Annotated in this window: 11 protein-coding genes; 3 read left to right on the top strand and 8 right to left on the bottom strand. The window is 66.7% G+C overall.

The genetic code is table 11. From position 1 onward, the window contains the following. On the top strand, nt 1-1,419 hold a 1,419-nt coding region (locus tag ACFTZB_RS37110; protein ID WP_378439595.1), incomplete at its 5' end, for a thioesterase domain-containing protein. Between the two features lie 50 nt (nt 1,420-1,469). On the opposite strand, the gene ACFTZB_RS37115 is transcribed toward ACFTZB_RS37110, so the two are convergent. The 3 genes from ACFTZB_RS37115 to ACFTZB_RS37125 form a co-directional block, all read right to left on the bottom strand. Further along, nucleotides 1,470-1,628, bottom strand: coding sequence for a hypothetical protein (locus ACFTZB_RS37115; protein WP_378439597.1), 159 nt, complete (start codon nt 1,626-1,628; stop codon nt 1,470-1,472). Nucleotides 1,629-2,062: 434 nt separating this feature from the next. Beyond that, the gene (locus ACFTZB_RS37120; protein ID WP_378439599.1) at nt 2,063-3,220 is read right to left on the bottom strand and encodes a hypothetical protein; all 1,158 of its coding nucleotides are present in this window, start codon (nt 3,218-3,220) and stop codon (nt 2,063-2,065) included. Then, on the bottom strand, nt 3,217-4,170 hold the full coding sequence (locus ACFTZB_RS37125) for a metal-dependent hydrolase (protein WP_378439601.1): 954 nt from the start codon (nt 4,168-4,170) through the stop codon (nt 3,217-3,219). The genes ACFTZB_RS37120 and ACFTZB_RS37125 overlap by 4 nt, the downstream gene beginning before the upstream one ends. A 245-nt stretch (nt 4,171-4,415) precedes the next feature. On the opposite strand from ACFTZB_RS37125, the gene ACFTZB_RS37130 reads away from it, so the two are divergent. Next, complete coding sequence (locus ACFTZB_RS37130; protein WP_378439603.1) at nt 4,416-5,030, top strand: TetR/AcrR family transcriptional regulator; 615 nt, start codon at nt 4,416-4,418, stop codon at nt 5,028-5,030. Between the two features lie 74 nt (nt 5,031-5,104). Next, complete coding sequence (locus ACFTZB_RS37135; RefSeq protein WP_378439605.1) at nt 5,105-6,397, top strand: wax ester/triacylglycerol synthase domain-containing protein; 1,293 nt, start codon at nt 5,105-5,107, stop codon at nt 6,395-6,397. Nucleotides 6,398-6,499: 102 nt separating this feature from the next. Here ACFTZB_RS37135 and ACFTZB_RS37140 read toward each other — a convergent pair whose 3' ends face one another. The 5 genes from ACFTZB_RS37140 to ACFTZB_RS37160 form a co-directional block, all read right to left on the bottom strand. Beyond that, nucleotides 6,500-6,865 carry a YtxH domain-containing protein gene (locus ACFTZB_RS37140; RefSeq protein WP_378439606.1) on the bottom strand — a complete coding sequence of 122 codons (366 nt, stop codon included), beginning with the start codon at nt 6,863-6,865 and terminating at the stop codon, nt 6,500-6,502. 189 nt (nt 6,866-7,054) lie between these two features. Further along, nucleotides 7,055-7,462: a VOC family protein gene (locus tag ACFTZB_RS37145; RefSeq protein ID WP_095863872.1), complete on the bottom strand. Its 408-nt coding sequence runs from the start codon at nt 7,460-7,462 to the stop codon at nt 7,055-7,057. Between the two features lie 409 nt (nt 7,463-7,871). After that, the gene (locus ACFTZB_RS37150; protein ID WP_378439609.1) at nt 7,872-8,594 is read right to left on the bottom strand and encodes an SDR family NAD(P)-dependent oxidoreductase; all 723 of its coding nucleotides are present in this window, start codon (nt 8,592-8,594) and stop codon (nt 7,872-7,874) included. 239 nt (nt 8,595-8,833) lie between these two features. Then, the gene (locus ACFTZB_RS37155) at nt 8,834-9,451 is read right to left on the bottom strand and encodes a maleylpyruvate isomerase N-terminal domain-containing protein (RefSeq protein WP_378439611.1); all 618 of its coding nucleotides are present in this window, start codon (nt 9,449-9,451) and stop codon (nt 8,834-8,836) included. A 99-nt stretch (nt 9,452-9,550) separates the two neighbouring features. Further along, nucleotides 9,551-9,835: a DUF1905 domain-containing protein gene (locus tag ACFTZB_RS37160; RefSeq protein ID WP_378439613.1), complete on the bottom strand. Its 285-nt coding sequence runs from the start codon at nt 9,833-9,835 to the stop codon at nt 9,551-9,553. Between the last annotated feature and the right edge of the window lie 957 nt (nt 9,836-10,792).

A 10,792-nucleotide genomic window follows, 5' to 3' on the forward strand; every position in this document is an offset into this window, starting at 1 on the left:
CGGGAGGGTGTGGGTGGGCCGGTGCTCGAGTATGTGGGTCGTTCGGATTGTCAGGTGAAGATTCGTGGTTTCCGCGTCGAACTCGGCGAAATCGAATCAGCCCTCCTCGGATACCCCGGTATCGACCACGCCGTCGTGCACACCAGCGGCGACCGGTTGGCCGGCTACGTCGTCCCCGTCGCGGGATCGGAACTCGACACGTCCGCCGTCCTGGCACACGCCCGCGCGCGCCTGGCCCCGCACATGGTCCCTGCTACCGTGACGGTGCTCGACGCCGTGCCGGTGACCGCGAACGGGAAACTCGACCGCGCGGCGCTGCCGGAACCGGACTTCACCGCGGGGCGCGCCGAGTACCGGGCGCCGCGCAACGCGACCGAGGAGGTGGTGGCCGCCGCGTTCGCCGAGGGGCTCGGACTGGAGGGGGTCGGCCTCGACGACAACTACTTCACGCTCGGTGGCACGTCGCTCACCGCGACGAGCGTGATCGCCCGGATCGCCGAGTCTTCCGCGCGGGCCGTGCCGGTGCAGTGGATCTTCACCCATCCGACGCCGGAATCCCTGGCACACATGATCGTCACGGCACCGGAGGATCCCGTATCGGAGGATGAGGCCGACCGGTCACTGGACGTACTGCTGCCGCTGCGCACCACCGGAACCGGCAGCCCGGTGTTCTGCGTCCATCCGGCGATCGGGTTGGCCTGGTGCTTCACCGGACTGGTGCAGTACCTCGGCGACCGTCCCGTGTACGGGCTGCAGTCCCCGGCGCTCACCGACCCGGACCTGCATGTCGGCTGCCTGGAGAAACTCGCGGCCCGGTATGTCGACCGGATCCGGGCGGTGCAGCCGCACGGCCCGTACCACCTGGTGGGCTATTCGGTCGGCGGTCAGATCGCCCATGAGATGGCGGTGCAGCTCACAGGCGCCGGCGACGAGGTGGTCACGCTCGCGATGCTCGACACCCATCTGGCCGGAGGCCTCGATCGCACGGCCGAGAAGCCCACCATGGCAGCACTTCTCGCCGAGTTCGGCGCGGTGGTCCCGGATGACGGAGATGATGCGAGAACCACCGATCGTGCCGTGGAGGTGCTGCGGCGCACCGGCGGACCGTTCGCGGCCGTCACCGCGGGCGACCTCGAGGCCGTGCACCGGGTGTTCACTCAGACGGTCGACCTCGCGCTCGCGCACCGCCCGTCGACACCGAGCGGCGTCGATCTGCTGTACTTCGGAGCGGCAGATTCCTTCGACGCCCCCACGGGAGTCTCCGCGTGGCGGCAGCACATCAGCGGCGAGATCCTCGTGCACAACGTTCCCGTGTCGCACCAGCAGATGACGAGTCCGGAAGCCCTCGCCGGCATCGGCCCCGTCCTCGCACACCACGTGATGATCGCCGACAAGGCGGTGCGCGTCGACGTGTCGTAACGGGTAGAAACGTCGACACCGGGCGGAGGGCAGCGCACCGTCCGCCGCAGCTACGGGGAGACTGCGGTGCCCGCGCGTCGGGCGGGCGTCCGGTCGTCGGCGAACATGGCCTCGATCCTCGACTTGATCTCCGCGGTGCTCATGGAGCCGCCGTGGCGGGGCGTCCGCGACACGGTGGGAGTTGCCGGGATGATCGAGACTGTCGCCATGCGTCCTGCTTTCGTCGGGTACCGATATGTGTGCCTCAGGGTCACGCCTGTGATCTGGTTCACATCGTGGCCGACTATGTTGTACACCACATACCCGGTCATGTGCCACTCGGCCGGGTGGCCAGGTGTCCGGGGACCGCAGCCGTGCCGTTCGGCGAACGAACAGGAAATCCGGCCCCGGTACAGTCGCCGGAATGGATGAGGAGGCGGGCCCGAACCGTCGACAGCTCCGGCTGGTGCAATCCCCGATCCGTCTGTCGCGCGAACAGGACGAAGAACTCCTCGCCCGGTCGGTGATCGATGCGCTCGCCGGTGGCCGGTCGTGGGAGCAGATCGGCACTTGGCTCGGTGTGGCCGCTCCGACTGCACACAGCGGTCCGGTCACCGACCGGGACTGGCAGGAGGCGGTCGTCGATCACGAGAATGCGCGACAGCTATCGGACGGCGTGCGGCGCCCTTTCGCCGGTGACCGGACCGTGTCCGTCCACGGAACTCCGTGGCACCGTGCATGCGGCGGTGACGCACAGAATTGCGATCGCGAAGCAGGCGATCGTGTACCAGATGTTTCCGATGGGATCGCCGTTGCTGGTGACACCGTCGACGGCGGCGAGGTAGTCCGGTAACGCGGTCGCCCACAGCAGACCCATCACGCCGAGGTACACCACGCTGTAGACACGGACGAAGTCGTTCGAGTAGGCGGGAACGTCCGACGTCCCACCGCGCAGCCGTGACCACTGCCGCGCCAGGACCGGGATCGAGACGAGCGTGACGAGGACGAGTTCCGCCGCGTAGAGGAATCCCCGGACCGTGGTGCTCTCCATCCCGAGAACTGTCGCCGGGATCGGGAGGATGAACGTGCCCGCCGACGCCAGGAGGCCGATTACGATTGTCCGCCACACCAGTTCGAGCCCGGTGAAGGTACGGCCACGGTCGATGTGGCGACCCACGAAGAATTGGACGCACAGCGCCAGCGACATCGGCCACAGTGCCGCGAACACCACGACGCTCGGCAGTGGGACCGCATCGAACATGGGCTGGTTGACCGGGTTGGTGGTCGACCATTCCCACCACCTCAGTTGCGGCCCGAGCTGGTCGAAGATCTCGTAGAACGCGTGGTGCACGAAGCCTACGCAGACCGCGCCGACGAGCACGCCGTATTTGCGGAATACGCCGAGCATCCGGACGAGCTCGAAGGCCAGTGTGGCCATCAGCGGATAGATCGCGATGATGTACAGGGGCAGCCGACCCCACAGAAAGTCCACCGTGAACACGTTGTGCGCGAACATGGTGTCCACGTGTTCCTCGATCCCGAACGCCGCCGGAAAGTACAGCGGCGGTTCGATGACGAACAGATACGCGGTGGCGCCGAACCAGAGCGCCAGGGTGGTCGGATCGCCGTTGCGGCGCCAGCGCAGGATCGCGAACACGAGCGCGAGCACCGACCCGAGCACGATCGTGAACTCGAGAACCGGCAGCGTCCAGTTCTCCAGGGCCAACGGATTGCGGACCTCGACCAGGCCACCGGCCTCGGCGCACGAGAAGCCGAGCGCCGTCGACAGCTGGTCGAACGTGGGTGAGCAGAGATCGGTCATCCGTTGACCACCGCCGCCGCGGACTCGGTCCGACGTTCACCCGACTCGGCGGTGTACCAGCGGGTGCAGTCGTAGCCGGCGTCGTATCGGGTGAACCACTCGTCGGCGAGCGCGGGCAGCTTCTCGTGCGTCGGGTTGTGCTTCGGCATCTGACTCCGGACGACGCCGGCCAGGGCGGTGAGTTGTTCCCCGCGGGGGAGGTCGTCGAACGCGCGCGGCATGATCCCTTTGCTCAGGTAGGGCGCGAACGCGGTGAGCAGTTTCTGCTTGGTGCGGTGTGTCGCGAACATCGACATCGAATCGACCTTCCGCTCTCTCAGTGGGACGTGCTGGTTGAACCCTGCGCAGGCGATTCGGACGACCTTCATCACATGCGTGAAGATCGACGGTGCCATCCTCATCCGGTACAGCTCTTCTCCGACAAGGGAATTGAAGATCACCAGCGCTGAACTTCGGTGTTCGACCTCCTCGACGAAGTGCCAGATGAACAGGGACGCAACCCGGTCGTCGCCCGGCCGGAAGAGGGTCGCGTCGTTGTCGAGCATCAGCTTGAACACCGGCGTGAACGTCGCCTCCAGGTCCGCGGTGTAGGCGAGTCGGTAGTTCAGGCTCGTCGCCTCGGTGAGGAGGTCGAACTCGCCGATCACCGCGTCGAGCGTGTTCTGGAGTCCCGGATACCGCCTGATCAGGGCCTTGACGTGCTGACGGTGCGCGGTCGAGTGGTGGCCCTCCTGGCGCATGAACGCCACGGCCTCCTCCGCGACCTCGGGATCGGTCATCAACGGTTTGGCCTGCATGATCGCCTTGACGATCATCTTCTCGAAACCGATGGCCAGGAACGAGATCGCGTTCGACATGCTCGACCAGGCGGGGTTGTCGGGGTTCCAGAGGAACGGGACGTCCTGTTCGTCGAACGCGAAATCCATCTTTCGGGGGTGCAGGTCGGACATGTGCAATTCCTCGTCTCGTGCGGCATGAGTGGCTGCAGTCTGTGGGCAGGTGGAGACCCGAGACTCAACAACATACACACACACTCAGATCTGTATGATTACTTTCGGCAGATTCGGGGAGAACTGCTGCGGCCGAAAGCGCGAACGCGCTCGCGGTAACCTCTGAGTCCAGGTCGGGCACTGCGCCGTCGTCCCGTGCAGCACGTCCGGGTCGACGACGCCGTGCGAGAGGTAGGGAACGGGCAATGGCAGGCAGGCGTGGGTGGGGTGGCAGCCCACCCGGAAGTGACGAGGAAGCGTCCCGGCGAATCGTCATCGCCGCAGTCGAGCTCATCAGCCGGAAAGGCACGGCGATCAGCATCGCCGACGTTGCGGAATCCCTCGGCGTCATCCGTCAGACTGTGTACCGGTACTTTCCCAGCACCGACTCGCTGCTACGGGCTGCAGCCATCGCCGCGGTCGACGGATTCCTCGACCGCCTGACGCAACACGTCGCCGGCATCGCGGATCCCGCAGAGGCTGTGGTCGAGGCCGTGATCTACACGCTCAACGAAGCGCCCCGCGTTCCGCAGCTCGGCATCATGCTGTCCGGTTCCCATTCACATACCGAGGGAATCACGTCCGAGGAAGCCCTCGCCTTCGGAATGACGATGATCCGGCGCTTCGACGTCGACTGGGAGCGGCACGGCTACGGGGAGCACGCCCTGCGTGAGCTCGTCGAGTATCAGTTGCGGACCATGCAGTCGTTCTTCATCTCGCCGGGAAACCCGCCGCGTAGCCAGGACGAACTGCGTGCGTACCTGCGCCGATGGGTGGGATCCGCGGTCGCCGTCACGGGGAGTCCGGCGTCCGCTGGGTGACGTCCGGTCGGCCGTCCCAGTCGAGAGCGCAGTTCCTGGTTCGACGACGTGCAGACCCGAATAGACTTGCCGAGGTGACCCGCGAGGATCCCGATCGGCTCTCCGCTGACGATGCCCATATTCTGGGGCTCGAATCGGCGGTGATATCCGGCCATACCCTGAAGCTGGTGGTTCTCGAGCCCGCCGCCGGCCCGCTGGACCTCGATGCCCTGCGAACTGCGGTGGCGGAGCGCCTTTCGAGCCAGCCGCATGCGATGCAGCGGATCGACACGTCGGGTTCGGAGCCGCGCTGGACCGCGGCGACCGCCTTCGACATCAGCGACCACGTCCGGCGTCGGGAAGCGGCCGGGTGTGCGTCGCGGGAAGATCTGTGGCGGGCCGTCGGCACGTTGATGTCCGAGCACCTCGATCACGAGCGCCCGCTGTGGACGTTCGATCTGATCGGACCCCTCGGCGACGGACGCGAGGCGATCGCCGTCCGGATCCATCACGCGATGGCCGACGGGATCGCCGCGGTGCGCTTCCTGGACGACGTGCTCTGGGATCGACACGCCGAACCGAGCCCGCGCCGGTCGCGACCGGGTGTTCGCACCGATGCGACGCAGCGTTCGAGGGTCGACGAGGTGCTGCGGATGCCGGCAGCCATGCGCCGTGAACTCGGCCATCGCGGCTCACGCTCGCCCTTCGACCGTCCGATCAGCGCCGCCCGCGAGCTCGCGTTCACCGTCGCCCCGCTGTCTGAGCTGAAAACAATAGGGGTCTCGCGTCCCACTCGCGCCACCGTCAACGACGTCCTCCTGGCGATCGTCGCCGGCGGCCTCCGCAGCTGGCTCTCCGGCGCAGCGGGGACGCTGCCGCGTCTTCGCGCTCAGGTTCCGGTCAGCCTTCACCACCGAGATGAGGATGCGGACATCGGAAACCGCGATTCCTTCCTGAACATCGATCTGCCACTCGCCGAGCCCGATCCGCTCACCCGCCTCGACCGGATCAGCGCCGAGACCAGAAAGCGCAAGCACCTCGACGACGCCGACGAACTCTATGATCTCTTCCACGCTCTCGGACGCGTGAAGCGCGTCGGGGAGGCCGTACAGCGACTGGCCGGGAGCGCGCGGGAGTTCAGCCTCGCGATCTCGAACGTCCCGGGCCCGCCGGTGCCGGTGAGCGTGTCCGGGCGCCGGGTGGAGCGGCTCTTCTCGTCCTCGGAGCCCGCCGTTCACCACGCACTGCGGATCTCGGCGATTTCCTGCGCCGGGATCGTCGGAATCGGGCTCTGTACCGACCCCGAGGCGCTGCCCGATGTTGCCCGGCTGGCGGTGGCGATGGAAGATTCGTACGCCGAATTGCGTGACGCCGCATCGACGCCTTGACCTGTGCCTGGATGGGCACCCGGAGACCATGGCCACGCGTTCCGCATCACTCCGCCGTGCTCGCGACCGCCGACTACAGGAACCGGCGCGAATGATCCAGAATCATCCCGCAGATTGGCCGCGCGTCGGTGGAACACCGGCCGTGGTGTCCGTGTCGGTCGGAGTGGGGGCAGCCGGAGCAGGGGTCGCAGCGTCACCCAGCGACGCTCCGTTGGTGGGCGCAGTCGTCGAGTTCGTGTCGGTGTGCCGGTGCGTAGCCTTCTTCGCCAGTTCACCGACCTTGTGCTGCACTTGCGGCGCCTTGTGCTTGACGGTTTCCGTCGCGTCGCTCACCTTCTCCTGCACGGTGGGGTTGTGCCAGAGTTCGACGGACTGATGTCTCATCTTCTCGTACGTTTGCCTGCCGGATCGGGTGCCCAGGACGAAGCCCACGGCCGCGCCCGCCGCGAAGGTCAACACTTTCTGCATGACATCTCCTGACTGTTGTGTGGCACGAGCGGGTCAGCCGGACCGTCGTCCGAAACCCACTACACAGCGTGCCCCCAACTGGAGAACCCAAACGCACATGCCCGCACGGTGGATCGGCCCGCGGACGCGGTGGTGAACGCCAACACCATGACGGCGCCTCGAACGAGAGCGCCGAGTGGTCGGTGTTCGTCATGGCGTGGCTATCAGCACCTCCCCCTCGAGGCCGTCGGGGTCCCGGAAGAAGACGCTCCGTGCGGTACCGAAGTCGTTGATGGCTCCATCGCTGGCGGCCGCGTCGATCAGCCGTTGCCGGATCACCTCGAAGGCTTCCGGTGAGGCCGCCTGCAGGCCGACGTGATCGATGCGACCCCGCCCCCACATCGGTGTCTGACGCTCGGCTTCGGTGTTGCCGTCGATCACGAAGATGTTCAATTCGGTATGCGGACCGATCCGGATGACGGTCATCGTTTCTCCTCCGTCGCGGCCGTGCGGCCGCGTCGGTCCGACGTCGGCATCGAATACATCGGCGTAGAACCTGCCCAGGCGGGCGGCGTCCTTGGATATCCAGGCAATATGGTTGACCCCGTCGAGCAACATGATGTCCTCCGCTCTACATTCGGCACTGGAGATCTCGTGAGTCAACCGTTGCATATTCTGCTGCGCGAATCAGTGTGATCGCCCGGGCATGAACCGGACAGTCGCGGGTACTCCGTGTGGACGCTGCGCGCGCAGCAAGCGATGGCGGCGCGCCAGCCAGGTCTTCCGGTCTGAATCCCCCCTTGTTCGGGCCGGAGGGCCGCCTCGAAAGATGCTGAGCACCAGTATTGTTCAGGAACAATGCGGATGGTTGCTGGTGCGTCCCCGTCGGGAGCGGATCGCGATGAGGTCACTGCGTCGCCCCTGATCCGGAAGTTTGCCCGTCGATACTCAGGGTTCGGTAGCGACCGAACCCTGCACTTCTCGTCGAGACCGGTGCCGGCGGGTGGTCGTTCATCGCGCAGCCGCGTCAGTCGACGACGGCGCCCCCGGTGAGGTTGATCTCGGTCGCAGTCATCGTCGAGGCCCAGTCGGACGCGGCGAAAACGGCGGCGTTCGCGACATCGGCGTAGCTCGGGCGACGCGGCAGCAGCAGACGGGTGACGTCCGGATCGGGCTCGTCCGGTTCCGGGGAGCCCGGTGACAGCAGCCAGGCGACGCGGACACCCCGCGGACCGAGTTCGGCGGCAAGCTGCCGGCAGAGGCCGGCGAGTGCGGCCCACGCGACATGAGAACCACCGAGGTTCGGGATCGCCTCCCGTCCGCCGGCCATGACGAGGATGACGCCGGTGCCGCGCACCACCATGTGGCGCGCAGCGGCCGTAGCCACGGTGAAGCTCGACGTGATCGCCTTCGCGACAGGCTGCATGACATCACCGACCTGCATGTCCACGAGCGGTGTGCCTTGGACGTCGTCGTTGAAGGTGGCGTTGAAGCAGACGTCGAGGCGGCCGCTCTGGTCCACCACCGCTGCGGCATGCCGTTCGACCGCGTCCCGGTCCACCGCGTCGAGAACGGCGACGTGCGCGATCCCTCCGCCGTCCCTGATGCGGTGGGCGACATCTTCGAGTGTGTCTCGCGTGCGTCCGGTGAGGTGCACCTCGGCGCCTTCCCTCGCATACGCCCGCGCGACCGCCGAGCCGACAGCGCCACTTCCCCCGTGGACGATCGCGGTGCGGTTCTGCAGCAGCATCACTGATCCGCCTTCCGTCTCTCGCGTACCAGGGTAGGACCGCGCACGAGAGGACCGCGTGCGATTCCGGACTTCGTCGTGATCTCGCCGGGCCTCCACGTCCAGGCGCGAGTGTGGCGAGAGCGGTAAGGCGCTGTGGCTGCGGAAGTAGCGACCCGATCGAGTGCGGGCAATGTGCCCGGATGCGGACGGATCCGCGGCACGCGGTCGACGCTGGATGGTGAGACAGCGGTGACGTGTCAGAGGACCGAGTAACCGGCGGGCAGAGGAATGCGGCCGGTCAAGGCCAGCAGCGCCGCAGGTGCTGTTCCCTGTGCTGCGGCCAGGCCACCGATCACCGCGAACGTCTCGGCTACCGCATCGTGGGGAACGTCGGCGCTGACGCCGAGGGCGGCCGCCAAGTCGCAGGTGTGCACCGTCAGCTCGAGGGTTCGGGTCGGGAGGTAACCCTGCAAGGTCATCGTCCCGAATGGGGTGCGCACCAAGGCGGTCGCCGGAGCGGCCCGGACCCGCTCGGGTACCCGGGCAACCAGCGCGGTCAGCGCGGACATCGGGTCCTCCCCGAGCGCGGCGCCGGCGGCGCGTCCCCGCTCCGCCACCGCTGCGGTGTCAGCCAGGGCACCGGCGATGGCCAGGTAGTACGCAACGGCATCAGCCAGGTCTACCGGACCGGAGTCGTCTCCGGCGACGTCGAGGTAGGTCTCCACCGTCGTCAGCGATCTGCTGGTGTGCCCCAGCAGGTCGCGCACGGACCACTCACCGAGGCCGGGGGAGTCGTAGTGGCCCGTCGCGGAGGCGCTGACTTCGAGAAACCGTCGGGCGGCGCTGTCGAAGGCATGCGCAATTGGACCGTCCATCAGCCCAGTATCGCAGCCGCCGGTGTTCGCCACCCGCGCTCAGCGCACGGTGGGCAGGGGCCATCCCGAAAGCGGATCCGTACCGGACGTCCCGGGGCTTCAGTTCAGTCGCTCGGTGAGGTGCACCTCGACATCGTCACCGTCGTTCTTGCCGATCGCCTTGCGGATGGCAGCAGCTACGGGCAGCTTGTGGGTGCCATCTCCGAGTGCCATGAACGCTCCGGTGAACGGATGCGCGTCGATGGTCCCAGCGACCTTGACCAAACCACGGGTACCGAATATCCGTGCTGAGTCGGGTAGCTGCACGCACGTCCACGTGTCCCCGGGCCGGACCTTGCTCAGCCGGGCGGTGAAAGTGATGTCCAAGGGTTGGGTCTCTGCCATGCTCTTGCTCCTTCGCGGGCGTGAGAGTCCGCCGCCTACCCCGCCGTCACTGCTGTCGAAAGGAAGATGCCGGTGTGGGAGCCGTCCATGCGCCGAGGCGAGACCGACGCATGGGGGCTCGGTCGACGGTCATGGAGAAGTCCTCGGACACTACGGCGGAGGTCTTGGAACGACATCTCGTAGAACCTGTGCCGAAGGTCGGGTGCGGGCGTGGGCTCGGACGGGATCGGTTCCTTGCGCACGTCGTGCTCCACAACCCCAGGTTAATGGGGACCAGAAGTTCCAGCAGTTTCAGTGCACGATCTCGGCTGCATCGATGAATTTCGAGTGCTCGCAGTCGACACCTCTGGACACACCGAGGCGGCCTCGATGAGCGCCGATGCCCCCGATCAAGAGGAATGCTCCGTCAGTCGGCTGTGTGATGCTGGGCCCTTCCTCATAAACCGCAACACCGACGAGATCATGTTCGGCTCCTGGCCGACCTCCGATCACCCTTCCGCCGGACAATGAGCGAATCCCCGATGTCGTGTTCCCTCGTACCCTGAAAATCAGCCGACGACTGGCTCGAGACCCGGATAGTCAGCGGTGATGCGGCCGAGGAGATCGCCAAACTCGAGGCCGAGCCCGGCACGGACCTCGTCGCCGCGGCGGCACCGAGTTGGTGAACTCCCTGAATGAGCTTGGGGTAGTGGACGAGTATCGGCTATGGGTGTTGCTCGCTGCCACGGGCGAGGGGCGCCGCTGTTCCCGGAGTTGAATCGCGTACAAGGAGTTCGATCAGCAGGTACGAGGTGACGCCGTCATCGAGTTCTGACATGGAGTCGTCTGATGCTGCGGTGTTCGGCCACGCGGCGGATGTTCGGTCACGGCGGGTGCCCCGCATCCGAGTGGGGGGGCTCGGATGCGGGGCGTCTGTGGGTGATGGAGTTGTGTTGCGGCGCTTTGCCGGTCAGGCCG

Source organism: Rhodococcus sp. NPDC057014 (assembly GCF_042673295.1).
Classification (GTDB): Bacteria; Actinomycetota; Actinomycetes; order Mycobacteriales; family Mycobacteriaceae; genus Rhodococcus_F.

What these genes read in the sequence shown, in the direction of transcription:
- ACFTZB_RS37115 (WP_378439597.1), bottom strand. Translation starts at nt 1,628, where the DNA reads ATGGCGACAGTCTCGATCATCCCGGCAACTCCCACCGTGTCGCGGACG.
- ACFTZB_RS37120 (WP_378439599.1), bottom strand. Translation starts at nt 3,220, where the DNA reads ATGACCGATCTCTGCTCACCCACGTTCGACCAGCTGTCGACGGCGCTC.
- ACFTZB_RS37125 (WP_378439601.1), bottom strand. Translation starts at nt 4,170, where the DNA reads ATGTCCGACCTGCACCCCCGAAAGATGGATTTCGCGTTCGACGAACAG.
- ACFTZB_RS37130 (WP_378439603.1), top strand. Translation starts at nt 4,416, where the DNA reads ATGGCAGGCAGGCGTGGGTGGGGTGGCAGCCCACCCGGAAGTGACGAG.
- ACFTZB_RS37140 (WP_378439606.1), bottom strand. Translation starts at nt 6,865, where the DNA reads ATGCAGAAAGTGTTGACCTTCGCGGCGGGCGCGGCCGTGGGCTTCGTC.
- ACFTZB_RS37145 (WP_095863872.1), bottom strand. Translation starts at nt 7,462, where the DNA reads ATGTTGCTCGACGGGGTCAACCATATTGCCTGGATATCCAAGGACGCC.
- ACFTZB_RS37150 (WP_378439609.1), bottom strand. Translation starts at nt 8,594, where the DNA reads ATGCTGCTGCAGAACCGCACCGCGATCGTCCACGGGGGAAGTGGCGCT.
- ACFTZB_RS37155 (WP_378439611.1), bottom strand. Translation starts at nt 9,451, where the DNA reads ATGGACGGTCCAATTGCGCATGCCTTCGACAGCGCCGCCCGACGGTTT.
- ACFTZB_RS37160 (WP_378439613.1), bottom strand. Translation starts at nt 9,835, where the DNA reads ATGGCAGAGACCCAACCCTTGGACATCACTTTCACCGCCCGGCTGAGC.